This window comes from Pseudomonas sp. W5-36, assembly GCF_046540455.1.
Lineage (GTDB): Bacteria > Pseudomonadota > Gammaproteobacteria > Pseudomonadales > Pseudomonadaceae > Aquipseudomonas > Aquipseudomonas graminis_B.
The window spans coordinates 222,413-248,601 of the sequence record NZ_JAXCIQ010000004.1 but is presented as its reverse complement, the minus strand read 5'-3'; the positions used below and the strand labels follow the sequence as shown (position 1 = coordinate 248,601).

The 26,189-nt window shown below is 61.7% G+C and carries 25 protein-coding genes; 7 read left to right on the top strand and 18 right to left on the bottom strand.

The features are described from left to right. Positions 1-11 precede the first annotated feature (11 nt). The 4 genes from fabD to SLW74_RS09475 all read right to left on the bottom strand — a co-directional run bounded on the left by fabD (position 12) and on the right by SLW74_RS09475 (position 2,824). On the bottom strand, positions 12-950 hold the full coding sequence (gene fabD, locus SLW74_RS09490; protein WP_410928707.1) for an ACP S-malonyltransferase: 939 nt from the start codon (positions 948-950) through the stop codon (positions 12-14). 138 nt (positions 951-1,088) lie between these two features. Then, positions 1,089-2,096, bottom strand: a complete 1,008-nt coding sequence (gene plsX / locus SLW74_RS09485) for a phosphate acyltransferase PlsX (protein WP_410928706.1) — start codon at positions 2,094-2,096, stop codon at positions 1,089-1,091. Between the two features lie 4 nt (positions 2,097-2,100). Then, complete coding sequence (gene rpmF / locus SLW74_RS09480) at positions 2,101-2,283, bottom strand: 50S ribosomal protein L32 (RefSeq protein WP_003179396.1); 183 nt, start codon at positions 2,281-2,283, stop codon at positions 2,101-2,103. A gap of 13 nt (positions 2,284-2,296) precedes the next feature. Further along, entirely contained in the window at positions 2,297-2,824 is a 528-nt protein-coding gene (locus SLW74_RS09475; protein ID WP_065993122.1) for a YceD family protein, read from the bottom strand. A gap of 106 nt (positions 2,825-2,930) precedes the next feature. Here SLW74_RS09475 and SLW74_RS09470 point away from each other — a divergent pair, with 106 nt between their 5' ends. After that, complete coding sequence (locus tag SLW74_RS09470) at positions 2,931-3,509, top strand: Maf family protein (protein WP_065993121.1); 579 nt, start codon at positions 2,931-2,933, stop codon at positions 3,507-3,509. Between the two features lie 70 nt (positions 3,510-3,579). Here the strand turns inward: SLW74_RS09470 and sppA are convergent, their stop codons facing one another. Genes sppA through rluC form a run of 3 tightly spaced genes read right to left on the bottom strand, consistent with a single transcriptional unit; the run spans position 3,580 to position 6,209 of the window. Next, positions 3,580-4,572, bottom strand: coding sequence for a signal peptide peptidase SppA (gene sppA, locus SLW74_RS09465; RefSeq protein ID WP_410928705.1), 993 nt, complete (start codon positions 4,570-4,572; stop codon positions 3,580-3,582). A 7-nt stretch (positions 4,573-4,579) separates the two neighbouring features. Next, complete coding sequence (locus tag SLW74_RS09460) at positions 4,580-5,260, bottom strand: HAD-IIIA family hydrolase (protein ID WP_065993119.1); 681 nt, start codon at positions 5,258-5,260, stop codon at positions 4,580-4,582. Then, entirely contained in the window at positions 5,250-6,209 is a 960-nt protein-coding gene (gene rluC, locus SLW74_RS09455; protein ID WP_410928704.1) for a 23S rRNA pseudouridine(955/2504/2580) synthase RluC, read from the bottom strand. Before rluC ends, SLW74_RS09460 begins: the two co-directional genes overlap by 11 nt. Positions 6,210-6,922: 713 nt before the next feature. Between rluC and rne the strand changes: the two genes are divergently transcribed. After that, positions 6,923-10,261 (top strand): ribonuclease E, encoded by a 3,339-nt coding sequence (rne, locus tag SLW74_RS09450; protein ID WP_410928703.1) that lies wholly within the window; start codon positions 6,923-6,925, stop codon positions 10,259-10,261. A 100-nt stretch (positions 10,262-10,361) separates the two neighbouring features. Here rne and SLW74_RS09445 read toward each other — a convergent pair whose 3' ends face one another. The 8 genes from SLW74_RS09445 to SLW74_RS09410 all read right to left on the bottom strand — a co-directional run bounded on the left by SLW74_RS09445 (position 10,362) and on the right by SLW74_RS09410 (position 17,445). Beyond that, positions 10,362-10,958: a nucleotidyltransferase family protein gene (locus tag SLW74_RS09445; RefSeq protein ID WP_410928702.1), complete on the bottom strand. Its 597-nt coding sequence runs from the start codon at positions 10,956-10,958 to the stop codon at positions 10,362-10,364. 59 nt (positions 10,959-11,017) lie between these two features. Then, the gene (gene murB, locus SLW74_RS09440) at positions 11,018-12,037 is read right to left on the bottom strand and encodes a UDP-N-acetylmuramate dehydrogenase (protein ID WP_410928701.1); all 1,020 of its coding nucleotides are present in this window, start codon (positions 12,035-12,037) and stop codon (positions 11,018-11,020) included. Between the two features lie 46 nt (positions 12,038-12,083). Then, entirely contained in the window at positions 12,084-12,848 is a 765-nt protein-coding gene (gene kdsB / locus SLW74_RS09435) for a 3-deoxy-manno-octulosonate cytidylyltransferase (protein ID WP_192133670.1), read from the bottom strand. Beyond that, positions 12,845-13,030, bottom strand: a complete 186-nt coding sequence (locus tag SLW74_RS09430) for a Trm112 family protein (RefSeq protein WP_003174668.1) — start codon at positions 13,028-13,030, stop codon at positions 12,845-12,847. The genes kdsB and SLW74_RS09430 overlap by 4 nt, the downstream gene beginning before the upstream one ends. A 17-nt stretch (positions 13,031-13,047) precedes the next feature. Continuing rightward, positions 13,048-14,043, bottom strand: coding sequence for a tetraacyldisaccharide 4'-kinase (gene lpxK, locus SLW74_RS09425; RefSeq protein ID WP_410928700.1), 996 nt, complete (start codon positions 14,041-14,043; stop codon positions 13,048-13,050). Then, on the bottom strand, positions 14,043-14,474 hold the full coding sequence (locus tag SLW74_RS09420; protein ID WP_065993112.1) for an ExbD/TolR family protein: 432 nt from the start codon (positions 14,472-14,474) through the stop codon (positions 14,043-14,045). Before SLW74_RS09420 ends, lpxK begins: the two co-directional genes overlap by 1 nt. Then, the gene (locus tag SLW74_RS09415; RefSeq protein WP_410928699.1) at positions 14,471-15,145 is read right to left on the bottom strand and encodes a MotA/TolQ/ExbB proton channel family protein; all 675 of its coding nucleotides are present in this window, start codon (positions 15,143-15,145) and stop codon (positions 14,471-14,473) included. The genes SLW74_RS09420 and SLW74_RS09415 overlap by 4 nt, the downstream gene beginning before the upstream one ends. An 83-nt stretch (positions 15,146-15,228) precedes the next feature. Further along, positions 15,229-17,445 (bottom strand): DNA internalization-related competence protein ComEC/Rec2, encoded by a 2,217-nt coding sequence (locus tag SLW74_RS09410; protein WP_410928698.1) that lies wholly within the window; start codon positions 17,443-17,445, stop codon positions 15,229-15,231. 153 nt (positions 17,446-17,598) lie between these two features. Here SLW74_RS09410 and SLW74_RS09405 point away from each other — a divergent pair, with 153 nt between their 5' ends. Then, the gene (locus SLW74_RS09405; protein ID WP_410928697.1) at positions 17,599-18,114 is read left to right on the top strand and encodes a DUF2062 domain-containing protein; all 516 of its coding nucleotides are present in this window, start codon (positions 17,599-17,601) and stop codon (positions 18,112-18,114) included. A gap of 94 nt (positions 18,115-18,208) precedes the next feature. Here the strand turns inward: SLW74_RS09405 and SLW74_RS09400 are convergent, their stop codons facing one another. The 3 genes from SLW74_RS09400 to SLW74_RS09390 form a co-directional block, all read right to left on the bottom strand. After that, positions 18,209-18,988 carry an ABC transporter permease gene (locus SLW74_RS09400; protein ID WP_065993104.1) on the bottom strand — a complete coding sequence of 260 codons (780 nt, stop codon included), beginning with the start codon at positions 18,986-18,988 and terminating at the stop codon, positions 18,209-18,211. Beyond that, positions 18,985-19,917 (bottom strand): ABC transporter ATP-binding protein, encoded by a 933-nt coding sequence (locus SLW74_RS09395; protein ID WP_065993102.1) that lies wholly within the window; start codon positions 19,915-19,917, stop codon positions 18,985-18,987. Before SLW74_RS09395 ends, SLW74_RS09400 begins: the two co-directional genes overlap by 4 nt. 229 nt (positions 19,918-20,146) lie before the next feature. Beyond that, complete coding sequence (locus SLW74_RS09390) at positions 20,147-20,770, bottom strand: glutathione S-transferase family protein (RefSeq protein ID WP_410928696.1); 624 nt, start codon at positions 20,768-20,770, stop codon at positions 20,147-20,149. Between the two features lie 213 nt (positions 20,771-20,983). Here SLW74_RS09390 and SLW74_RS09385 point away from each other — a divergent pair, with 213 nt between their 5' ends. The 4 genes from SLW74_RS09385 to SLW74_RS09370 all read left to right on the top strand — a co-directional run bounded on the left by SLW74_RS09385 (position 20,984) and on the right by SLW74_RS09370 (position 26,167). After that, entirely contained in the window at positions 20,984-23,428 is a 2,445-nt protein-coding gene (locus tag SLW74_RS09385; RefSeq protein ID WP_410928695.1) for an acyl-CoA dehydrogenase, read from the top strand. Between the two features lie 199 nt (positions 23,429-23,627). Next, complete coding sequence (locus SLW74_RS09380) at positions 23,628-23,831, top strand: hypothetical protein (RefSeq protein ID WP_074888180.1); 204 nt, start codon at positions 23,628-23,630, stop codon at positions 23,829-23,831. 64 nt (positions 23,832-23,895) lie between these two features. Further along, positions 23,896-24,306, top strand: a complete 411-nt coding sequence (locus SLW74_RS09375; RefSeq protein WP_065993096.1) for a PA2817 family protein — start codon at positions 23,896-23,898, stop codon at positions 24,304-24,306. A gap of 772 nt (positions 24,307-25,078) precedes the next feature. After that, on the top strand, positions 25,079-26,167 hold the full coding sequence (locus SLW74_RS09370) for an LLM class flavin-dependent oxidoreductase (protein ID WP_410928694.1): 1,089 nt from the start codon (positions 25,079-25,081) through the stop codon (positions 26,165-26,167). Positions 26,168-26,189 lie beyond the last annotated feature (22 nt).

Below are 26,189 nucleotides of genomic sequence, written 5' to 3'. Positions count from 1 at the left end.
GCGTCTCCTAATCAGGCCAGCGCCGCACGAGCGGCGGCGAAGGCGTCTGGGGTATTGAGGTTGTGGGTGGCCACGCCATCGGCGCAACGCTTGTTCAATCCGGCGAGAACCTTGCCCGGGCCGCACTCGACCAGTTGCAGGGAGCCCTGGGCGGCCAGCGTCTGGATCGATTCGACCCAGCGCACTGGCTTGTAGAGCTGCTGCAGCAGATCGGCTTTCAGCGTACCGAGGTCGGACACGACACTCGCGGTGACATTCTGCACCAGCGGGATCTGAGGCACCTGCCAGTCAATGGCAGCGATCGACTCGGCGAAGCGTTCCGCCGCCGGGCGCATCAGCTCGCAGTGCGAAGGCACGCTCACCGGCAACGGCAAGGCGCGCTTGGCACCCTTGGCCTTGCAGATTTCGATGGCGCGCTCCACGGCGGCCTTGGCGCCGGCAATCACGACTTGTCCGGGCGAATTGAAATTCACCGCGCTGACCACGTCTCCCTGAGCCGCTTCGGCACAGGCAGCAATGACCACCGCATCGTCCAGGCCGAGAATGGCCGCCATGCCGCCCTGCCCCGCAGGCACGGCTTCCTGCATCAACTGACCCCGGCGCTCGACCAGCTTCACCGCATCGGCAAGGGTCAGGCTACCGGCTGCGACCAGTGCGCTGTACTCACCCAGACTGTGCCCGGCGACATACGCAGGGCGCACGCCGCCTTCCGCCAGCCACAGACGCCACAAGGCAATCGATGCGGTGAGGATGGCAGGCTGGGTTTTATCGGTCTGGTTGAGGCTCTCTTCCGGGCCCTGCTGGGTCAGCGCCCAGAGGTCGTAGCCCAGAGCAGCGGAAGCTTCTTTGAACGTCTCCAGCACCAGCGGATGCTGCGCGCCCAGCTCGGCCAGCATGCCGAGGGACTGCGAGCCCTGGCCCGGAAAGACAAATGCGACGGAAGCAGACATTAACAAGCCCCTGATTATTCTCGTCAAAATGAGCGTCCGGCGGGCCGAACGCGAGGTAATTCAATGTGCTGCGGTGGACAGTTGGATGACCACACGGTCACAGGCGTCACATTCTAGCCCAAGACTCGCACTGAAGCCCTAAAGCAGATCCTCAAGACGACCGCGCAAGCGCTGGGGCAGGTTTTCCTGAATCTCGATCAGTGCCCGCTGTATTGCGCTCTGGAAACCCTGGGCATCGGCCGAACCGTGGCTTTTCACCACAATGCCCTGCAGCCCGAGAAAACTGGCACCGTTGTGACGCGCCGGGGCCAGGTCGGCCTTGAGCTGGCCGAGCACAGGCCTTGCCATCAACCCCACCAGCCGCGACAGCACGTTGCGACGAAACAGCCCCTCGATGCGCTCGCCAATCATCAGCGCCAGGCCTTCGCTGGATTTCAGCAGCACATTGCCCACGAAGCCGTCACAGACCACGACATCCGCTTCACCCCGATACAGGCCATCGCCTTCGACAAAACCGATGTAGTTCAGCCCCGGCGCAGCCTGCAACAGACCGGCAGCCAGCTTGACCTGCTGATTGCCCTTGATGTCTTCGGTGCCGACGTTCAGCAGTGCGACTTTGGGTCGCACCACGCCCAGCGCCTCGGCCGCCACCGAACCCATCACGGCAAACTGATAGAGATGCTCGGCGGTGCAATCAACGTTCGCACCCAGATCCAGCAGCTGGCAATAACCGCCCCTGGTCGGCATCGCTGCCACCATGGCCGGGCGGTCGATGCCCGGCAAGGTTTTCAACACGAATCGGGACAGCGCCATCAAGGCACCGGTATTGCCTGCACTGACACAGGCATGGGCCTTGCCCTCGGCGAGAAGCCCCAACGCGACACGCATCGACGAATCAGGTTTGCCCCGCAAGGCCTGGGACGGACGCTCGTCCATGGTGATGACTTCACCGGCGTGCACAACGTGCAGGCGCGAGCGATCGACACCGGAGTGGCGTGCGATGAGGTCTTCGAGAAGGGAGGATTGACCAACAAGGGTCAGGTGTAGCGAGGGGGTAGCAAGCAGGCAGGCGACGCAGGCCTGAACAATGCTGCGGGGACCGAAGTCCCCGCCCATTGCGTCGATCGCGATGACCGGAGCAGACAAGAAATTACTCGTCAGCGCCCTTGTCGATCACTTTACGGCCACGGTATACGCCTTCTGGCGATACGTGGTGACGCAGGTGAACTTCACCGGTGGTTTTTTCTACAGACAGAGTGCTAGCCTCGAGAGCGTCGTGGGAACGACGCATGTCACGGGCAGAGCGGGATTTTTTGTTCTGCTGAACAGCCATAATTGATTAACTCCTAAACGTTTGGGTCACGCTTTAACTGCGCCAATACACTGAACGGGTTGGACCGCGTTACCTCGTCCTCGCTCGGCTCGGACTCGTTGAGGTCCGCCGGCGGCTGGCATTCTTTCGGATCATGAGTTGGAACAATGGGCAAGGCGAGCAGAAGCTCATCCTCGATCAAAGCCAGCAGATCCATGGGATCTTCGCCGAGTTCCAGCACGTCATAGCCTTTCGGCAACGACTGGGTGTTTGCACCCTCCTTCACCACCGCATAACTGCATTCGCTGTGGATTGGAAAGGTGACCAGCTCAAGACAACGCTGGCAAACCATTTTGACTTCGACGTCAATTGCACTGTGGATAACCACAGCGCGCTGCTCGTCTCGCTCAAAAACGAATTTCGCCTGCACCGTACCGAGATTGTCAGCAAGCGGGTCGCAGAGTCTCTCCAAATCAGCCAGCAGCATCTCTCCCTGAAGAGTAGTGCCACGATCAGCTAATTTGCGCGGGTCAACGTGAGGTGGAATCGGGTCATTCAACATAGGCGCAGCATTCTAGGGACGACCCTTGCGACTGTCAAAGGAAATTCAGGCCTGTTCGCAACCTGAGCCGCTGATTACACTCGACTTTCATGTTACGGAGACACCCATGCTGCCTCTACTCCTTGCTTCCAGCTCGCCCTACCGCCGCGAATTGCTGAATCGCCTGCGGTTGCCATTCGTCTGCGCGTCGCCCGACATCGATGAAAACCGTCGGCCAGACGAGCCGGCAATCGACCTCGTGATTCGCCTGGCACGCGAGAAAGCCATGGCACTCGCTGAGCAATTCCCCGACCACCTGATTATCGGTTCAGACCAGGTGGCCGTGCTTGGCGAGCAGATCCTCGGCAAGCCGCACACGTTCGACCGCGCGCTGGCACAGCTGAAGGCGAGCAGCGGCAACAGCGTCAGCTTCCTCACCGGCCTTGCGCTCTTCAACAGCCGTACGGGTGAGTGCCAGGTTGATTGCGTGCCTTTCACCGTGCACATGCGCCAGCTCGACGACGCTCGCATCAGCCGCTACCTCCACGCCGAGCAGCCATACGATTGCGCAGGCAGCTTTAAGGCCGAGGGACTGGGCGTCAGCCTGTTCCGCAGCACCGAAGGCCCGGATGCGACCAGTCTGATAGGCCTTCCTTTAATACGCCTGGTGGACATGCTGATGAACGAAGGCATCGAGCTGCCCTGACCTCGATAAAAAATAGATGCGAAAAGCCCGACCAATGGCCGGGCTCTTCATCACATCAACACTGTAGCGATCAGCGCAGGGACGGCCCTTTGAAGCCTGCCCACATCGCGATCTGCTCAGCGACGCTGGCGCCCATCTTTTTCGAGAAGCGATCGAACGGCGACTCTTTAACCGTGTAATCGACCATCTCTTTCTCGCCAATGATGTCGCGCGCCACATAGCTGGCACTGCCAAGACCATCGACCAGCCCCAGGCCGACTGCCTGCTCACCGGTCCAGACCAGGCCCGAGAACAGCTCCGGATGGTCCTTATCTTTCAGGCGATCACCGCGGCCCGCTTTTACGCTGGCGATGAACTGGTTGTGGGTGGTGTCCAAGACACCCTGCCAGAAAGCGGTCTCGTCAGGCTTCGGCGGCTGGAACGGGTCAAGGAAGGCCTTGTGCTCGCCCGAGGTGTAGGTACGACGGTCAACACCCAGCTTCTCCATCGTGCCGACAAAACCGAAACCGGCCGCCGTGACACCGATAGAGCCCACCAGACTGGCCTTGTCCGCGTAGATCTGGTCGGCGGCGCTGGCGATGTAATACGCACCAGACGCGCCAAGATCAGTGATCACCGCATATACCTTGATGTTCGGCTTCTGCGCACGCAGACGGCGGATTTCATCGTAGATGTAGCCGGACTGCACCGGACTGCCGCCCGGGCTGTTGATGCGCAGAATCACGCCCTTGGTTTTTTCGTCTTCGAACGCGGCCCGCAGGCTGCCAACGATATTGTCGGCACTGGCGGCCTCGGTGTCGGCGATCATGCCCTTCACTTCGATCAGCGCGGTGTGGCTGGTGCTGCGTGAAGCGCCCTTGCCGACATCCATCAGCGGCGAGAACAACGCCAGCGCGCCGAACAGATAAAGAAAGGTCAGGGATTTGAAGAAGATCCCCCAGCGCCGCGACCGACGCTGCTCCTGCACGCTGGCGAGCAGGGTCTTTTCCAGCAGTTTCCAGCTCTTTGCATCCCCTGCGTCGTCGCGCTCTGGCGAAGACGGAGATTTCCATTCGTCCGACATAGATCAGTTACCCCAACAACGAAGTTTCAGCAGTCCGCGCACCCAACCAGGTGCGCAATTCGGAAAAGTGTTCGATCGCCAGACGCGGCCGGTATTGAAGCAGCGAGCCAAGCGCTTGCGCGCCGTACCCGACCGCCACCGAATCCATCCCGGCGTTGCGCGCCATGAGCAGATCGAACGAAGCATCGCCAACCATCAGCGCCCTTTCGGGCCTGACGCCGCAATGCTGCAGGATTTCATTGAGCATCAGCGGATCGGGCTTGCTGGCCGTTTCGTCCGCTGCGCGAGTGGCGTCGAAGAAGTCGAGCCAGCCGTGGGCCTTGAGGACCCGATCCAGACCACGCCGGGCCTTGCCGGTGGCGACCGCCAGGCGATAGCCCTCGGCACGAAACACCTCCAGCGACTCACGCACCCCGTCGAACAGCTTCGAAGGCTCAACGTCCATGGCCATGTAACCGTCAGCGTAGTGCTGGCGGAAAACGATCAGGTCGCTGTCGGTGATGTCCGGGTACAGCGTGCGTATCGCCTCCGGCAAACCCAGTCCGATGATGCCCTTGATTGCGTCATCATCACGCACCGGACGACCGGCAAGGCGCGCGGCGGCCTGCATCGAATCGACGATACGACCGACGGAATCGGACAGCGTGCCGTCCCAGTCGAAGATCAGCAGTTCGTAATCAGGGCGCAAGCAGCAGTCGCTCCACGGTCTTGGCCCACATCTCGTCGACGGGCGCTTCGAGCTTCAGCTCGCCGCCATCGGGCAGCGGCACCGTCAGGGCATACGCATGCAGAAACAGGCGCTTGCCGCCGAGGTCACGGATTTCGCGACTGAAATCCTCGTCACCGTATTTGGGGTCACCGGCAATACAGTGGCCTGCATGCAAAGCGTGAACGCGAATCTGGTGGGTACGGCCAGTGATGGGCCGGGCTTCGACCATGGTGGCGAAGTCTCCGAAGCGACGCAGCACCTTGAACAGGGTCAGCGCCTCCTTGCCTTCATCATTGACCTCGACCATGCGCTCGCCAGAGCGAAGGTTGCTCTTGAGCAACGGCGCACGGACCTGCTTCTGGGCGGTCGGCCAGTTTCCGCGGACCAGCGCCATGTAGCGCTTGTCCACGCCATCGCCGCGCAACTGCTCATGGAGGTGACGCAACGTGCTGCGCTTCTTGGCGATCATAAGCAGCCCGGAGGTGTCACGGTCCAGGCGGTGGACCAGCTCCAGCTCCTTCGCATCGGGCCGCAACTGACGGAAGGCTTCGATGACGCCAAAACTCAAGCCGCTGCCGCCGTGAACCGCGATGCCAGCAGGCTTGTTGAGGACGATCAGGCCTTTGTCTTCGTGGACAATGGCGGCCTCGAGGCGCTGCAGCAGACCCTGGGCAACCGGCACAGGCTCGTCGCGCTCAGGCACGCGAACGGGTGGCACGCGCACGACATCGCCTGCCTGAAGCTTGTACTCGGGCTTGATCCGCCCCTTGTTCACACGCACTTCGCCTTTGCGCAAAATGCGGTAAATCAAGGTCTTGGGAACGCCCTTGAGGTACGTGATCAGAAAGTTATCGATGCGTTGACCGGCAAATTCCGGCGCAACCTCTACCAGCCGGACGCCGGGGGTTGGGGGGGTGAGATTTGTCATGGCGCAAATCATAACAATTTTTTATGGATTTGAAGCACTTAATGATTGCTGCTATAGTCGCGAACGCCGCCAAAAGCGGCCTGGACAGCGGACAAACGGTATGACAGCCGGCCCTGCCCAACGCAATTCACGAGGGCGCGAGGCCGTCCTACGGGGCTTTCGGTGACAACGGAAGATATGCAAGCGTAACGAGCGCAGGTGACATGAGGCCTGAAACAAGCCCGATCGCAGAGTGAGTCACTCGCCATCGAGGCCCACGTTCAAGGCCAGTTCACAAAGTGCAGTCGCTGGCAGTCGCACCGGGCGAATGCTTCGGAAACCACGCCTTATTTGAGCCATGACGCGCGAACTTCCCATGGAAGCTTGCGATAAATGCAACCCGCTGCGGATTCAGCGCGCGGCAGCACCCGAATTATCAGGGATACGTGTGGGGTGGAGACGCACAACCGTCGGACTGTGTAGCACAAGGCTTTATTCAAGACGCTTCATATCGTCCGCTACCGATGGTTGATTCCTCCTCCTGACAAAGCTTTTGCTGACAGGGTGTCATTTGTCACCACAGCAAGCAGGAACGTCGTCGCGACTCGGCCCCGCTGGCCGAACCTCGTTAGACACTGGAGTGTTCAAGCACTCCTGACGTGCCCTGACACCGACCGTGAGAAGTCGTGTGTGCCGAACGCCGTTTCCGGCAGCCCGGAAACCGACGGTACTACATGAAAAGAATGCTGATTAACGCAACTCAACCCGAAGAGTTGCGTGTTGCGCTGGTAGACGGCCAGCGCCTCTACGACCTGGACATCGAATCCGGGGCCCGCGAACAGAAGAAGGCCAACATCTATAAAGGCCGGATCACGCGTATCGAACCCAGCCTTGAAGCCGCGTTTGTCGACTTCGGCTCCGAGCGTCACGGCTTTCTGCCGCTGAAAGAAATCTCCCGCGAATACTTCAAGAAGTCGCCTGAAGGCCGCGTCAACATCAAGGACGTCCTGAGCGAAGGCCAGGAAGTCATCGTTCAGGTCGAGAAAGAAGAACGTGGCAACAAGGGCGCAGCCCTGACCACGTTCATCAGCCTCGCAGGCCGTTACCTGGTCCTGATGCCGAACAACCCGCGCGCCGGCGGCATTTCCCGTCGTATCGAAGGCGAAGAGCGCAACGAACTGCGTGAAGCGCTGAACGGCCTGATCGCCCCTGCCGACATGGGTCTGATCGTTCGTACTGCCGGCCTTGGCCGCAGCAGCGAAGAAATGCAGTGGGACCTCGATTACCTGCTGCAGCTGTGGACCGCGATCAAAGAGGCTTCCCTCGACCGCTCCGCGCCGTTCCTGATCTATCAGGAAAGCAACGTCATCATCCGCGCCATCCGCGACTATCTGCGCCAGGATATCGGCGAAGTGCTGATCGACAGCGTCGAAGCCCAGGAAGAAGCGCTGACGTTCATCCGTCAGGTGATGCCGCAGTACGCCAGCAAGATCAAGCTCTACGAAGACAGCGTTCCGCTGTTCAACCGTTTCCAGATCGAAAGCCAGATCGAAACCGCCTTCCAGCGCGTCGTCGAACTGCCTTCCGGTGGGTCCATCGTCATCGATCCAACCGAAGCCCTGGTGTCCATCGACATCAACTCGGCGCGCGCCACCAAAGGCAGCGACATCGAAGAGACCGCCCTGCAGACCAACCTTGAAGCGGCTGAGGAAATCGCCCGTCAACTGCGTCTGCGTGACATCGGCGGCCTGATCGTCATCGACTTCATCGACATGACCCCGGCCAAGAACCAGCGCGCCGTGGAAGAAAAGGTCCGTGAAAGCCTGGAGGCCGATCGTGCCCGCGTTCAGGTCGGTCGCATCTCGCGCTTCGGCCTGCTGGAAATGTCCCGTCAGCGTCTGCGCCCCTCCCTGGGCGAGAGCAGCGGCATTGTCTGCCCGCGCTGCAACGGTACCGGCATCATCCGTGACGTTGAATCGCTGTCGCTGGCCATCCTGCGCCTGATCGAAGAAGAAGCGCTGAAGGACCGCACTGCCGAAGTGCGCGCTCAAGTGCCGATCCCGGTCGCTGCGTTCCTGCTCAACGAAAAGCGCAACTCGATCACCAAAATCGAACTGCGTACCCGCGCGCGCATCATCATTCTGCCGAACGATCATCTCGAAACTCCGCACTTCGAAGTGCAGCGTCTGCGTGATGACAGTCCGGAAGCGCATAGCCTGCAGACCAGCTATGAAATCGCTGCCGCTGCTGCTGAAGTGGAAGAAGTTGCACCGCCTGCCGCCGCTACCCGCACCCTGGTTCGCCAGGAAGCCGCAGTCAAAACCGCACCGGCCCGCGCCAACGCACCGGTTCCGGTTGAAGCCGCTGCGCCGGTTGCCGCTGCGCCTGCACCGGTCGCCCATGAGCCAAGCCTGTTCAAGGGTCTGGTGAAATCGCTGGTCAGCCTGTTCGCTTCCAAGGAAGAGCCTGCTCCTGCGCCTGCCGCCGTGGTCGAAAAACCGGCTGCCGAGCGCCCTGCGCGCAACGACGAGCGCCGTAACGGCCGTCAGCAGAGCCGCAGCCGTAACGGCCGTCGTGACGAAGAACGCAAGCCGCGTGAAGAACGTGCGCCGCGTGCCGATCGCGAAGAACGCGCACCTCGTGAAGAACGTGCCCCACGTGAGGAGCGCGCGCCTCGTGAAGAGCGAGCAGCGCGCGAGCCGCGTGAAGCCCGTGACGAAACCACTGCACCGCGCGAAGAGCGTGCAGCACGTGCTCCTCGCGAAGAGCGTCAGCCACGTGCCGGGCGTGAAGACCGCAAGCCGCGTGAAGAGCGTGTGCGTGAACTGCGTGAGCCGATCGACGCCGCACCGGCTGTCAACCTGCCCCGCGAAGAACGCCCTGAGCGCGCCCCGCGTGAAGAGCGTCAGCCGCGTGCACCCCGTGAAGAGCGTCAACCACGGACCGAGCAGGTTGCAGTGGCTGCGGAAGACGAAACCCTGCTGACCACCGAAGAGCAACAGGATGACAACCAGGAGCACGCCGAAGGCGATCGCCCTCGTCGTCGTTCACGCGGTCAGCGTCGTCGCAGCAACCGTCGCGAGCGTCAACGTGATGCCAACGGTAATGAAATCGAAGGCAGCGAAGGCGTTGAGGGTTCGGAAGGTTCTGAAGCACTCCACGGGGAAGGCAACGAGCCGGGTCATGAATCCCGTGACGAAGTGCACGCGAACGCTGACCGTGGCAACGTTGCCGCCAGTGCAAGCGTTGCTGCTGTAGCGGAGCGCGTCATCAGCGCCACTGCCGAAGCCGATGCCCACCGCCAGGCTGAACGTGCGAACACGCCCGTTGAAGCCAGCGCAACTGAAGCGGCACCTGTCGCTCAGGCCTCCGAAGCAGCGCCTGAAGCGCCGGTTGTCGAAAACCCTGCGCCTGAAGCCAAGCGTTCGGTGATGCCGGAAGTGGAAGTGGCAACCTTCGACGCCTCGTTGAGCCCGTTCGAGCGTCAGGTGAAAGCAGCCGCTGAAGCCGAGTCGACCGACGCGCCAGCCAGTGCCGAGATCCCGGTCGCTGTTGAAGCGCCAGCGGTTGTGGAAGCCCCTGCGTTTATGCCAACTCCTGCGCTGGAGCATGAGGCGGTTGAGGTAGCCGTCGCTGAGCCGGTTCACGTCGTTGAGCCTGTCAAAGCGGCTGAGCCTGTTCAGGCTGCCGAGCTTGCCAAGGCACCTGAGCTTGTTCAGATTACTGAACCGGCTCAGGCCGCAGAGCCAGAGCACGCCAAGGCGCCGGCAATCGAAGCACCGAAAGCCGTCGAGCCCGTTGCTCAGCAGCCAGTGGTCGCTGAACCGGTCATTGCGCCAGCCGTCGAAGCAGCTGCTAAGACCGCGGCACCGGAGATCGTCGCCGCGCCAGTGGCGGTCGAACCTCCTCAGGCGCCGGTTGCAGAACCTGTCGCTGAAGAGGCGCCTGCGCTGCCGGTTGCCAGCAATGGCCGTGCACCGAACGATCCTCGTGAAGTGCGCCGCCGTCGTCTGGAAGCCGAGCGTCAGCAGAAAGAGGCGCAAGCCTCGGATGAGCCTAAACCGCTCGTTTAATCGGCCGTGACCAAAAAGCCCCACCTGTGTGAGCAGGTGGGGCTTTTTTGTGCTTGACGGTCAGGACCGCGGCATGGAGGGCGGTTCGGCCGGGTTGAGATCACCGCGGTTGAAAGGTCAACGCCGCAGGCACGTCCACATCCCATAACACACCCGGGTCGTCGACCTCGATTTCCTTGATGCGCGCACCCTGGAAAAGCCGCTTGGCGCCCTTCTCCCCGGCCAGTGCCATGAGCGCTGGCCCGAACGCACGACCAAAGGCGACGGGATGCCCATACTGTCCGGCATGGACCGGCACGCTGATGGCGTCGTCTTCCACCGAGCGGGCCACGCGTTCGAGTGTGTCAGCATGAATGAAGGGCATGTCGCCCAAGGCAATCAGCCAGCCGCGATGGGCGGGCTCGGCGGAAACGGCAGCGGCGATGCTGTCGCCCATGCCGGGGGAATCCAGCACCACCACTTCATAGCCATGGCGCAGGCCCGACTCGGCCACACTGCAGTAATCGGCTCGGGTCAGCAGGACGGTTTTATCGGCAAGGGCGCTGACGTTGACCAGCACCTGCTCCAGCACCGAACGCTCCGTGCCGTCACGCCCGAGGCATTGCGCCAGCAGCTTGTTGCGGTGCTGACCGGCAACCGCTCGGTAGCGGCTGCCGAGACCCGCTGCCAGCACGATGGCACACAGGGTTTCACTCATGCTCAACCCTCACTGAGTACAGGCGAAGTGGCGCTCAGACCGGAAGACGACGCAGCCGGTCAATAAAGGTTGGGTTCCATTTCCAGCGCAACACCGAAGCGCTCCAGAATGTCCGCCTGAATCCGCTGCGCGAGGCCGAGCAACTGTCCGCCGGATGCTTCGCCATAGTTGACCAGCACCAGCGACTGCAACGCATGGACGCCGGCGTCGCCGTCACGAAAGCCTTTCCAGCCCGCCTGCTCGATCAACCAGCCGGCCGCCAGCTTTACCTGGCCATCGGCCTGAGGGTAGCCGACCACGTCTGGGTGCGTGAGTTTGATCACGGCAACCTGCTCAGCGGACACCAGCGGGTTCTTGAAGAAGCTCCCCGCATTGCCCAGCGTCGCGGGGTCCGGCAGTTTTTCGCTGCGAATGGCGCAGATCGCCCGACTCACGTGCATCGGCGAAGGTTCTTTGATGCCCTGCTCTTCCAGCCGCTGCCGCACCGGACCGTAGTCCAGATGCAGACTCGCAGAATAGCTGAGCTTGAAGCGAACCCGCAGGATCAGCCAACGGTTTGGCTGACGCTTGAACAGGCTGTCTCGATAACCGAATTCGCAGTCAGCCAGGGTAAATTCCCGCAGCTCGCCGCTGTGTCGATCCATCGCGGTCAGGCTGTGGAAAATATCCTTGAGCTCAACGCCGTAAGCGCCGATGTTTTGCATCGGTGCAGCGCCGACGGTGCCGGGGATCAGGCTGAGGTTTTCCAGCCCGGCCAGCCCCTTGGCGAGGGTGTCCAGCACGAAAGGATGCCAGGGCTCGCCCGCCTCCGCTTCAACAATGGCGCCGCCGCAGTCCTCATGGGTGATGCGGATGCCACGGTTGGCCATGCGCAACACGAGGGCGTCGACATCACGGGTCAGCAGCAAGTTACTCCCGCCGCCGATGACCATCAGCGGCACGTCGTGGCCAGACGAATACGCCAAGGCCTCGCGCACGTCGTCGTCGCTGAACGCCTCGGCAAATCGCCGGGCGCGCACCGCCACGCCGAACGTGTTGTAGGGCTTGAGTGGCACGTCGTGCTGTACATTCAGCGTCATGGGTGCATCCGCGAAAACAGTGGAAGAACGGCCAGACCCATGCTCATCACACCTCCAGCAGACGACGAACGCGTTCCAGGTCTTCAGCGGTGTCGACGCCGGCCGGTGGCGCTTCAAGGGCGTCGGCCACATGGATGCGCACGCCATGCCAGAGCGCACGCAATTGCTCCAGGTTTTCGGTGTTTTCCAGCCAGCAAGGACCCCAGCTGACGAAATCGTGGAGGAACCCGGCGCGGTAGGCATAGATGCCGATGTGACGGCGGTACGGCACGCCTTCCGGCAGTACGTCGCGGGACTTCGCCAGCGCATCGCGAGCCCAGGGCAGCGGCGCGCGGCTGAAGGTAAGGGCCAGGCCGTTGAGGTCCGAGCAGACCTTGACCACGTTGGGATTGAACAGCGATGCCACGTCCTCGATCGGCTCGGCGAGGGTCGACATGCGCGCTTCAGGGTGTGCGGCGAGGTTGTCGGCAACCTGATCGATCACGGCCGGCGGGATCATCGGTTCATCGCCCTGAACGTTGACCACGATGGCGTCGTCGGCCAGACCCAGCTGGGCGGCGACTTCAGCCAGGCGATCGGTCCCGGAATTGTGGTCGTCGCGTGTCATCAGTACTTCGGCGCCGAACGCCTGGCAGGCCTCGACGATTCGCTGATCGTCAGTGGCAACCACGACACGCTCTGCGCTGCTTTTGCGCGCCTGTTCCCAGACGTGCTGGATCATCGGCTTGCCGGCGATGGTTTTCAGCGGCTTGCCGGGAAAGCGACTCGACCCATAGCGCGCCGGAATGACAACGGTAAACGCTGCGGTCATTTGTCCAGACGCTCGTCGGTGGTGAGGGTGCGCGCTTCGCTCTCCAGCATCACCGGGATGCCGTCGCGGATCGGGTAGGCAAGGCCGGCGCCTTTGCTGATCAGCTCGGTTTTGTCGGCGCTGAGCTTGAGCGGACCCTTGCAGATCGGGCAGGCAAGAATGTCGAGCAATTTGGTGTCCATAAGAGATCCTGAGCGAGTCATGGCAAAAGACGGGTTAACTGCGAATCAAACCAACTGACGAACGCCGGCGAAGGCACGGCTTCCACGGCCAGGTACCACCAGTCCGACGCAGCAAAGGACGCGCATTTGACGGCGTCCTTCTCGGTCATGACCACGGGCAATGCCGGGGTAAACGACAGGGCCTGGGCGCTGAACACGGCGTGGTCGGCGAACGCATGTGGAACAGGCCGCCAGTGTAGTCCTTCGAGGGTGTTGAAGAAACGTTGCGGATTACCGATACCGGCCACCGCGTGGACCTGCTGCCCCGGCGGGAAATGATCGACCGGCCGGCGTTCACCGCTGACCAGGTTGACCAGCGCCGAGGGCTTGAGTTGAAACCCGAAGCCGTCTTCGCGTTCGGAGCCCGCGCCGTTGTACAGCAGCGCATCCACGCTTTGCAGCCGCTCGACCGGTTCGCGCAGCGGCCCCGCCGGCAGGCAACGGCGATTGCCAAGGCCGCGGACGGCATCGATCAGCACCAGTTCGAGGTCGCGGTTCAGGCGATAGTGCTGCAGGCCGTCGTCCGAGAGAATGAGATCGAGGGGCTCTTCAGCCAGCAAGGCGCGCACGGCCTGCGAGCGGTCCGGGTCGATCATCAGCGGCACGCCAGTGCGATTGACGATCAGCAGCGGTTCATCGCCCGCGTGCGCAGCGGCCTGTTGCGGCAGCACGCGCCAAGGCAGGCTTGGCGGTTTGGCGCCGTAACCGCGACTGACCACACCGACGCGCAGCCCGCGGGCCCGGCAATGGTCGATCATCCACAGAATCAGCGGCGTCTTGCCGGTGCCGCCAATGGTGATATTGCCGACGACCACGACCGGAACAGGCGCTTTATAAATGCTGCCCTGCCCGGCGAGAAAACGCGCGCGTTTGCCGTTCACCACGCGCCGGTACAGGCATTCGAGCGGGCGCAGCAGCACCAGCGCCGGATGGCCGTTGTACCAGGCGTCGAGCAGTCGGTCGGTGAATGCCATCAGTTAGCCGATGCGGCCTCGACCGTGGTCATGCGCAAATGAGCGAAACCGAGTTTGCCGGCGGCGTCCATGGCGGTAATCACCGCCTGATGGGGGGTCTTGCCGTCAGCGCTGATCGACAGCGGCAGACTGGTGTCGCCCTCGGATTCCTTTTGCAGGGCATCGATGAGGGTTTCCAGCTTGCTGTCACCCAGCAGCGTGTTGTTCACCGAATAAACGCCATCGGCGTTGATGGTGATGTCGAGGTGTTTTTTGTCGACGTCATCGGCTGAAGCGCCGGTCACCGCCTGGGGCAGGTCGACGCGCAGCTGAGTTTCCCGGGTGAACGTAGTGGTCACGACGAAGAACAGCAGCAGGATGAACACCACGTCGATCAGCGACACCAGATTGATGTCGATGGTCTCCCTGGGCTTGCGACGGCGGAATTTCACTTCTTCTTGCCCTCGCCACGCGCGGCAGCCTTGAGGTCCGGCTTGGCGTCGGTGAGATCGACGTCACGATCGCCCTGCACGACTTCCACCAGCTTGATGGCTTCCTGTTCCATGCCGACCACCAGCTCATCGACGCGGCTTTGCAGATAGCGGTGAAAGAAGATGGCGGGAATCGCAACGGTCAGGCCCGAGGCCGTACAGATCAGCGCCTTGGAGATACCGCTGGCGAGCATACCGGCGTTACCGGTCATGCCGCTGCTGGTGAACGAGCTGAAGATGTCGATCATGCCGAGCACCGTCCCCAGCAGACCCAGCAACGGCGCCATGGCAGCGATGGTGCCGAGTGTTGCCAGATAGCGTTCCAGCTCGTGAATGACCCGGGCCGCGGCTTCCTCGATGCACTCCTTCATGATCTCGCGACCATGGCGGGAATTGGCCAGACCGGCGGCGAGGATTTCACCCAGCGGCGAGTCGGCGCGCAGCTCCTTGAGCTTTTCGGCGCTCAGCTGTTTGTCCTGAATCCAGCGCCACACCTGACCGAGCAAATGCGGCGGCGTGATGCGGCTCGCGCGCAGGGTCCAGAGGCGTTCAATGATGATTCCGACGGCGGCAATGGAACTCAAAATGATCGGTAGCATCATCCAGCCACCTGATTTGACCAGCTCCCACACAGCGACCACCCCCTGAAAAAAAGTGGCGCCACTCTAACATAGCGTCAGCGCCTCGCCGAACGTGTCGATGAATAACCCTCCCTTCAGTCACGCCAGAAGCGTCGTGTCCTGCGTTCAGCCCGGGCGTCTTCGTAGGCGCCCAGTTGCAAGGTGATGGCACCCAGCACGGCACTGTCGTGAACCTCCATGGCGGACCACGCGTAACGCGACATCACCAGCGGATGGGGATGACCGAACGCATTATTGCGGCCTCGGGAAATCAGCACACCGCGTGCACCCACCGCGCGCAGAAACGCCCGTGACGAAGAACTGCGGCTGCCGTGGTGAGGGGACTGAAGCCAGTGGGCGCTGACGTCGAAGCCGTCGTCGAGCATCGCGCGTTCTGCCGCCACGTCGATATCTCCGGTGAGCAACAGCCGCTCGCCATTGGCCTCGACGCTCAGCACGCAGGAGGCCTGGTTGCCTTCGGCGGCTTGCTCCCATATCCAGGTGGAGAAAATGACTTCATCCCACGTCCATGTTTCCCCGTTACGACAGGACTCGGCCGACAACTCGGCAGGCATGCGCCCTACGTCACCCGCCAGCACCCGTGCAACCGGCAGGCCTTTGCGAACGGCGGCGGCACCACCGGCATGGTCGGAATCGGCATGACTGAGCAGCAGCGTATCAAGCCGTCTGATTCCGGCGCGCCGAATGGCCGGCAATACCACGCGCTCGCCGATATCGAAATCACCGAAGCGCGGCCCCGCGTCATACAGCAATGCGTGGTCGCGGGTACGCAGTAGAATGGCGAGGCCCTGCCCCACGTCCAGCTGCAGCACGTCGACTTGCCCGACGGGCACGGATTTCTGCGGCGGGAAGATGCACAGCAACAGCAGGGGCCAGCCCAACGGGCGCATCGGCAGGCCTTTGGGCAGCAACAGCAGCAAAGCGCCGAGCAGGCTCAGCGGCCAGACCCACATCGGCACCTGCGGACCGGTCCAGGCGGGAGCGAGACCGGCCATGAACGTCAGCCAGCGAAACAGCCCGTCCATTGCGCCGCCTGCCAGCCACAGCAGGCTTTCCCCCAGTGGCGGAATCGCCAGTAGCAGCGTACCAATCAACGCCAGGGGCAAAATCAGCACGCTCACCCACGGCACCGCGAGCAGATTGACGACCGGGCCGCTCACGCTCACCGGCAGGCTCAGCGCCAGCAGCACCGGCAACAGGCCCAACGCGATCAGCCATTGTGCGCGGGTCCAGCTTTGCAACCAGCTCCACCGCCCGAGTCGCCCGCTGAAAATCAGCATCAAGATACCGACCGCCAGGAACGACAGCCAAAAGCCGGGGCGTAGCGTGATGAGCGGCTCGGCGATCAGCACCAGATTCAGCGCCAGCAACAGCGGCCACGTGGTGCCCAGATGACGGAAGCGCAGACGCCACAGCAGCACCAGACCCAGCATGATGACGGCCCGCTGGACCGGCACTTCAAAACCTGTCAGCACGCCGTACGCCAGCGCCCCCGCGAACGCCGCGATGCAGGCCGAGGGCAGCCAGGGCAGAAACGGCGGCCATACCCCCCATCGAGCCAGTCCTGCGACGAGGCCGTAAAGCAAACCGGCGAGTAAGCCGATGTGCGTCCCGGAAATGACCAATAGGTGAACGGTGCCGGTGTCCTGAAGGACTTGCCAATCGGCGGCGCTCAGTCCGGAATCGTCGCCCAACACCAGGGCGGCCAACCCGCCCTGTCGGCCCCGAGCATCCACACTGAGCAGGCGCTGGCGAATCCCGTCGCGCCAGTTGTCCCGCGCCGGCTCAAGCAGCTGGCCGTCCACCACGGTGCCGGTGGCGCCAATGCGCTGGGCCAGCAGCCATGCCTGGTAATCAAACGCGCCGGGATTGACCAGCCCGCCCGGCCGCTTGAGTTTGACGGCCAGACGCCAGCGCTCGCCGCTGCTGATCGGCGGACCGCCGTACCAGCCAACGCGGATCTGCTCCGGCAGCCGCGCGCGCCGTGAAACCGGATCCTCCAGCTGAAACCGCACCACGCCGTCGAGGGTCTGGGGCAGGCCGACGACGCGTCCTTCCAGCCAGAGTGTCTGCCCGTCGAGGCGCTCGGCCAGCCGATCGTCCAGCGCGGACGAGGCCGAGACACAGGCCCATGTCAGGCCGAACAGGTAAAACGCCAGCGGGTAGGTGCGAAACGGCAGCAGCATCAGCGCGACCACTGGCATCATCAGCAGCAACCAGACCGGCGGTAATGCGGGCAAAAAACGCAACGTCAGCAATCCGAGTGCAAGCGCGAGCATCCCTGTGCGCATGAGGCTTTCCTTGTCTGCGGCCGAAATCGACTTCAATGGCTTAGCTGATGCCCGGGCCCTCGCGTTTATTAATTGTCACAAAGTCTGAATTTGCGTTTGCGCCTATCCGTGCATACTTCCCCGAATTTCCCGCCCACCTCGCCGGATTCCCGTATGCCACGCCACCTGATCAAGCGGTACATGCCCGATCCGAACAGCATCCGGGAACACAAATCCTTACGCTTTCTTGGCGCCCTTCTGCACGACCCCAACCTCTGGCACCTCAATCGACACTCCGTGGCGCGCGCAATGGGGATCGGGCTGTTCGCCGCCTTGATGCCGATGCCGTTGCAGATGCTGCTGGCCGCTGTGCTGGCGATCTGGATGCGGGCCAACATGCCGATCGCTGTCAGTCTGTGCTGGCTGACCAACCCGCTGACGATGCCGCCGGTGTTCTATTGCACCTATAAAATCGGCGCGCTGTTGATGGGCTTGCCGCCACGGCATTTCCCGGACGAACTGAGTTGGGGCTGGATCAGCGGACAGCTGTCGACCTTGTGGCAGCCGTTTTTGCTGGGATCGGTAGTGGCGGGGATTGTGCTGGGCGTGGCGGGGTATTTCGGGACGATGGCGTATTGGCGCTGGTGGGTCGGACGGCAGTGGCGGCGTCGCAAGGCTAAACGCCGATAGCAAGGACACAACAAAACATCTGGGAGTGAGCTTGCTCCCACATTGGAACTCACCATGTGGGAGTGAAATGCCCACTCCCACAGTATGCGGCGAGTTACTGACGCATCCCGCGTCCGCTCACCAGCAGCCGCGCGCAGCCCAGGTACAGCACGATGGTCGCGACGACCATGAACGCCAGGGCGATGCTGATCTTGATGTCCGACACACCGAGAATGCCGAAGCGGAAGGCGTTGACCATGTGCAGCACCGGGTTGGCAAGCGACACGGTCTGCCAGAACGGCGGCAGCAGGTTGATCGAGTAGAACACCCCGCCCAGATAGGTCAACGGCGTCAGCACAAAAGTCGGGATGATGGAAATATCATCGAAATTGCGCGCAAAGACGGCGTTGATGAAGCCCAGCAGGGAGAAAATCGTCGCGGTCAGCAGCACCACAATGATCGTGATCCCCAGGTGATGCACCTGCAAATCGGTGAAAAACATCGACAGCATCGTGACAATCACCCCCACCGCCAGCCCGCGCAGTACGCCGCCGATGGTGTAACCGATCAGGATGGTGTGGGGCGACACCGGCGAAACCATCAACTCTTCAACCGAACGCTGGAACTTGGCGCCGAAGAAGCTCGAGACCACGTTGCCGTAGGAGTTGGTGATCACCGACATCATGATCAGCCCGGGCACGATGTACTGCATGTAGGTGAAGCCACCCATGTCGCCGATCTGCCGGCCGATCAGGTTGCCGAAGATCACGAAGTACAGAACCATGGTGATCGCCGGCGGCAGCAGGGTCTGCGGCCAGATCCGCATGAAGCGCCGGACCTCACGATAAACGATGGTGTTCAGGGCGATCAGGTTGGGGCGCAGCTCCGAGCTCATATCGCCACCTTCGCCAGATTCTTCTCGACCAGACCCACGAACAGCTCCTCAAGGCGATTGGTTTTATTGCGCAGGCTCAACACCTGAATGTTCTGCAGCGACAGCTGGCTAAACAGCGACGTGATGCCGATGGTCTTGTCGACCTGCACCTCAAGTGTCTGGTTATCCACCCGCTTCACCGGGTAGCCATTGAGCTGAGGCGCGGCCTGCAGCGGGTCGCGAAGGTCCAGCAGGAAGGTCTCGACGTGCAGCTTGTTGAGCAGCGTCTTCATGCTGGTGTTTTCGATGATCGTGCCGTGGTCGATGATGCCGATGTTGCGGCACAGCTGCTCAGCCTCCTCCAGGTAATGCGTAGTGAGGATGATGGTGATGCCCTTCTCGTTCAGCTCGGTGAGGAAAGTCCACATCGAACGGCGCAGCTCGATATCAACGCCCGCAGTAGGCTCGTCGAGGATCAACAGACGCGGCTCGTGGATCAACGCGCGAGCGATCATCAGACGGCGCTTCATGCCGCCGGACAACGAACGTGACGGCGAGTCGCGCTTGTCCCACAAACCCAGCTGGGTCAGGTACTGCTCGGCGCGTTCCTTGGCGATCTTCGGCGGAATGCCGTAGTAGCCCGCCTGGGTCACGACAATGTCGAAGGTCTTCTCGAACTGATTAAAATTGAATTCCTGCGGCACCACGCCGATCGAGCGCTTGAGCTGCGCCGGGTTGCGATCAAGGTCGTGGCCGAAGATGTTCACGGTGCCGCTGGTTTTGTTGACCAGCGTCGACATGATCCCGATGGTGGTGGATTTGCCGGCGCCATTGGGGCCGAGCAATGCGAAGAAATCACCCTCGGCGACGTCCAGATCAATGCCCTTGAGGGCCTGGAAACCGTTGCCGTAGGTCTTGGTTAGCTGCCGGATGGACAGAGCTGAACTCATGACTGAACACACACCAATAAAATGAAAAGGAAGATAAACGAATGCGAACGTGCAGTTGCCGGGCCGATATGGCCGATCACAGGGGGCGCTGACATTGACGGCGCCGCGCAGCCGGAATGTCAGGCGCAACACATCACTTCAAATGCAGTGGCCGCAATGTTGCGTCCCGATGCCGCCCAAGTACAGCGACATCGATTGATAGTCAGTATTAACTCGACACGGGCTGAACTCAGGTCAGCGCGGTCATGACGGCCTTTCGATACGCCGGACGCTGTTGCAAACGTTCGTACCAGGCTTTGAGGTGGGGCAGCTCGCGACGTTCAATCGGCATTTCGAACCAGGGATAAGCGAAGCAGCCGAGGGGGATGTCGCCCACGCCGAATTCATCGCCCGAAAGATACGGCTGACGCGCCAGGGCTGCATCGACGATGACCAGCAGGCGCTCGACTTCGGCTTTAGCCGCATTGATCTGCGTCCAGTCCTGCTGCTCGGCGGGGGTACGCAATACGCCCCAGAAGACCGGACGGAAAGGACCGGCCAGCGTCGAGGTGGTCCAGTCCATCCATTTCTCAGCCTGGGCACGTAGCTTGGGGTTGCCGGGATAGAGAGACGAGTCAGGCGCGTATTGCGCCGCCAGATAGCGAACGATGGTGTTGGATTCCCACAGCACGAACTCGCCGTCTTCGATCATCGGCACCACGCCTTTGGGGTTCTTCGCCAGGTACTCGGGCTGATCGTTGATACCGAAAGCGCCGCCGGCATTCAGCGACTCGTAATCGAGCCCCAGTTCCTCGGCGATCCACAATGCCTTGCGCACATTGGACGAGTTCTTGCGGCCCCAGATCTTCAACATGTTGTCATTCTCCGTGTGGTCAACGAGCGATGAGTGGCGTTTGCGGCGGGCCACAGTCTACTCCGGGATGCGGGTGTTCAAGCCACAACTTCCTGCGCATCGGCCAGCCCCCGAACTCCGTTGGTAGCACGGGGTCACTATCGATGCGCGGGCCAGAGCGGTCGACTGCGCAGCCGGTTGCGCTTATCGCGCCGTCATCATGGAGGGCTGTTTATGTTGTTGCTGTGGATCGTAGTGTTGGTGGTTGGCGTGGCCTGGCTGGCCCATCGCAGGGTTGCACCCTTCCCGGCCCTGGGCATCGTCGCGGTGTACCTGCTGGCAATGGGCGCGTTCAGCCATGCCCATGGCTGGATGGTCATTCCATGGGTGTTGTGGCTGGGCGTCGCGTTGCTGCTGGCGTTGCCGGACCTGCGCCGCAAGCACTTCAGTGCGCCGATGTTCTCGTGGTTTCAGAAAGTGCTGCCGCCGATGTCCGCCACCGAGCGCGACGCCATCGACGCCGGCACGGTGTGGTGGGATGGCGAGCTGTTCAGCGGCCGTCCGGACTGGAACACGCTGCTCAGCTATCCAAAGAGCAAACTGACCGACGAAGAGCAGGCCTTCCTTGACGGCCCGACCGAAGAACTCTGTGCCATGGTCAGCGACTGGGAAGTCGGTCAGGCCATGGACCTGCCGCCGCAAGCCTGGGTGCATATAAAAGAACATGGCTTCTTCGCGCTGATCATTCCGAAGGAATACGGCGGCAAAGGCTTCTCGGCCTACGCCCACTCGCAAGTGGCGATGAAGCTGGCGACCCGCAGCGGCGATCTGGCCTCCACCGTGATGGTGCCCAATTCACTGGGCCCGGCAGAGCTCCTGCTGCATTACGGCACCGACGAGCAGCGGAATCACTACTTGCCACGCCTGGCCCGAGGCGACGAGATCCCGTGCTTCGCCCTGACCGGACCGCTGGCCGGCTCCGACGCAGGGGCGATGCCCGACACCGGGATCATCTGCAAGGGCCAGTGGGAAGGTGAGGAAGTCATCGGCCTGCGCCTGAACTGGGAAAAGCGCTACATCACCCTGGGCCCTGTCGCCACCCTGCTCGGCCTCGCCTTCAAGGCCTACGACCCTGAGCATCTGCTCGGTGACGAAACAGACCTGGGCATCAGCCTGGCGCTGATTCCAACCGACACCGCCGGTGTGGAAATCGGTCGTCGTCATGTGCCACTGGGCGCGGCGTTCATGAACGGCCCGAACTCGGGCAAGGACGTGTTCATTCCGCTGGAGTACTTGATCGGCGGCCAGGCCATGCTCGGCAAAGGCTGGATGATGCTGATGAATTGCCTGTCGGTCGGGCGTTCGATTTCTCTGCCTGCAGTCGGTACCGGCGCTGCGAAGTTCACCAGCCTGGTCACCGGCCAGTACACCCAGGTGCGCGAGCAGTTCAACGTACCGTTGGCAGCGTTCGAAGGGATTCAGGAATCCCTCGCGCGCATCGGCGGCAACGCCTGGCTGATGGACAGCGCGCGCATCCTGACCGCCAATGCGGTGGACCTGGGCGAGAAGCCTTCGGTGCTCTCGGCGATTCTGAAATACCACCTGACCGAGCGCGGCCGTGAGTGCATCACCCACGCCATGGATGTGCATGGCGGCAAGGGCATCATCATGGGCCCGAACAATTACCTGGGTCGCTCGTGGCAAGGCGCGCCGATCTTCATCACCGTGGAAGGCGCGAACATTCTGTCGCGCAACTTGATGATCTTTGGTCAGGGCGCCATTCGTTGCCATCCGTTCGTGCTGAAGGAAATGGCCCTCGCCGGTCGTCAGGATCATGACCGGGCGGTGGTGGAATTCGACGGCCTGCTGATGCAACACATTGGTTTCGCCGTGCGTAACGCGGCCAGTACGCTGGTGTTGAACCTGGGCCTTGGGCATTTCGAAAGCGTGCCGGGCGACCGGCTGAGTCAAGGTTATTTCCGCGCGCTGAACCGTCAGGCGGCGGCGTTCGCGATGCTGGCTGATCTGAGCATGATGTTGCTGGGCGGCGAGCTGAAACGCCGCGAGCGTCTGTCGGCGCGGCTGGGCGATGTGCTGAGCCACATGTACCTGGCGTCCGCCGCCCTCAAGCGTTACCACGATCTGGATTACCCTGAAGCGCTGGCGCCGCTGTTTTGCTGGTCCATGGAAGAAGCGCTGGGTGAGTCGGAGCGCGCGCTGGATGAGCTGCTGAGCAATTTCCCGAACCGCATTCTCGGTGGATTGCTGCGAGTGATCGTGTTCCCGTTAGGCCGTCGTCACAAAGGGCCTTCGGACAGGCTCGATGCCCAGGTGGCGGAAATCCTTGGCCGCGCCAAAGGCGATCCGGCGTTGGAATCAGTGCTTGCCGGTTGCTATCGCCCGACTGACGCAGAAGATCCGGTCGGCGCATTGCAGCACGCGAGCGACTTGCTCAGCGGCGCCAAGGCTATCCGCAGCAAACTCCATCAAGCGGTGAAAAGCGGTCAGGTCAAGCCGGCGGGGGGTGAGCATCTGATCGAAGCCGCGCTCAATGCGGGCGTGCTGCAGGCGGCGGAAGCGCAGACCCTGCGTGCGGCAGAGGCGGCACGCCGCAAAGTGATCGACGTGGATGATTTTGATAAGGAAGCGCTGGTCGCCACCGAAGGCAAAACACGCTAACCACGGCGTACCCTGTAGGCGTGAGCTTGCTCGCGATCGCGGCGGGTCAGCAACATACGGTTGGCTGACCCGCCGTCATTCCCAGGCAAGCGAATCGCTCCCTACAAATCGCAGCCCGCGACTTACGTCTACATACACCGCTCTGGCTAATTGTCCTACACTCCTTGGTAACAACAAGAAAAACCCAAGGGGACGCACCATGATTGACCAACGCCTGACCCACCGCTGCCTGCTCTCTGAAATTGCCTCGGGGGAGGATCTTTCCAGCGGTAAGCCGACACAAACCTTGCAAACCCTTCTGATGATGGGCTTCGTCACCCGTCTGCCCAGTCCCGACCGCACTTTTGCCCACCTGGCCCTGACTGAGGCAGGCCATCGGTATCTGGCCGGGTTGTGGCATTGAGATAGCCGCAGGCGGCGGGGGGATCTATACTCCCGCGCCTGTTTTTGTCTCTGAGGGCTTCATCATGGCCGACGCCAATCTCGACCACATCATGAATCAGCTGTTGCATTTGCGCGGCATCCTGGTCGCGCTGGGAGAGGCCGAGCAGGTCCCCGAAGAAAGTCATGCGCTGTTTCTGGAGCGTTACGATGAGTTGCTGACGCTGTTGCCGGCTGATCCGATCGAGAGTCAGTATCTGGGGCAGGATTTGTTGTGTCAGGTGATTCAGCGTTATCCGCAGATTGCTCATTTGGTGCCGCGGGATTTGTTGTGGTTTTTCGCCGGCGATTGTCTGCATTTCATGCCGGACGATGAGATTGATTTGTATACGGCGCTGGAGGAGCGTCGGTTTGAGGCGATGGAGAACGAGGAGCCGTTCGACTGGAATCAGGAGAAGCAGTTGTTGGCGATGTCGCAGTCTGAGTCCAAGCATTGATCTGAAGCTATCCGGATCAACATCAAGAGCGTCCGCCTGAGAGCATTGAGGGGACTGATTTATTTACAGCGCTTCACCGTAAATTAATCTGTCCCCGGTCGTCATGCGGCGTGGCTTATGACGCCAAGATCAAAGGCGTCAGCCTAACGGCCTCTGTTTCGCCTTCGGCGAGTTACTTTTAAAAAGCACTAAAAGTAACCAAAAGTGCCTGCTCTCGGTTTGGCCCGACTTCGTCGGGTTCCCTCACTCCGACGACGCTCCGTGGGCCCGCGCCGAACGGACATCCATGTCCTGACGGCGCTCTCGCGGCATCCATGCCGCTCGGCCCACTGCGCGTCGTCTGCGTTCGGCCTGCACCCAAGTCGCGTTCTGCGGTGTCTGGGATATTTATGTATGAAGATCAAAGCGTGGAGCAGATCAACGGCTTCCCGGCTAAAGCCGGTCCTACAGGGAGCGTCGCCGGTCCTACTGACTGCGCTCATTTTGTAGGACCGGCTTTAGCCAGGAGGAGGCCAGTGCGGGTGCCGCAAATTGATCGTTCCCACGCTCTGCGAGGGAATGCATCCCTTGGCGCTCCGCGTCACTCTGAACTGGCAGTGATACTTCCACTTTATAAAAGATTCCCTGATCTTACCTTTCCGCTAAATGCATTTTTTTTATAATTAGCTTAGCGCCAAATCGAATTTCACAGACCCTCCGCTTGCCCCTATGTTGCTGACTTGCTCCCGCGTGTCCTCTCGCGTCGGTTTGCCCATCAGTGCAAGGAGTTGTCATGAGCGTCGAGTTCATCGGTTATATCGCTACCCAGCCCGGATCGGAAATTCATCCCCGCAGCGGGCCGGCCGTTCAGCCTGAGTACGTGGAGAAAGTCGCCCGAGCCCATGAAGAGGCGGGGTTTGATCGGGCACTGGTTGCCTACCATTCCAACAGCCCGGACAGTGCGTTCGTGGCGTCTTATGCGGCGAGTGTTACGCGTACGTTGAAGTTTCTCGTGGCCCATCGTCCGGGCTTTATTTCCCCCACCGTCGCCGCTCGGCAATTCGCTACGCTGGATGTGTTCACTGGCGGGCGTATTGCGGTGCACATCATTACCGGCGGGGACGATCAGGAGCTGCGCGCTGACGGCAGTTTCATTGGCAAGGATGAGCGTTACGCCCGCACGGACGAGTACCTCGGCGTGGTGCGCCAGGAATGGACGGCCGACAAGCCGTTCGATCATCAGGGTGATTACTACCGGTTCGAGGGCGCTCATTCGTTGGTCAAGTCGCCGCAGCAGCCTCACATTCCGCTGTATTTCGGGGGTGCCTCTCAGGCTGCGCTGGAAGTCGCCGGTAAGCATGCCGATGTCTATGCCCTCTGGGGCGAGACCTACGAGCAAGTAAGAGACATCGTCAAGCAAGTGCGGGCCGAAGCCGCAAAACACGGCCGGACAGTACGTTTCAGTTTGTCGTTACGGCCGATTCTGGCGGAGACGGAGGAAAAGGCCTGGGCGCGTGCGGACGATATTCTTGAGCGGGCGAAGGCGCTGGCCCAAGCGTCGGGATTGGAGCGACATGAGCCGCCGAATGAAGGCTCGCGGCGTTTGCTGGAAGCAGCGGCCCAAGGTGCGCGTCTGGACAAACGCTTGTGGACCGGCATTGCCGGGCTGCTCGGCGCGAAAGGCAACTCCACCTCGTTGGTGGGTACCGCAGAGCAAGTGGCCGAGGCGCTGCTGGATTATTACGACCTGGGGATCACGACGTTCCTGATTCGAGGTTTTGATCCGCTGGAAGATGCGGTCGATTACGGCAAAAAGCTGATCCCGCTGACGCGCGAACTGGTCGCCCGGCGTGAGCAGGACAAGAACGAAAAAGTGGCGTAATCGCCGCCTGCGCTGGGGGTAC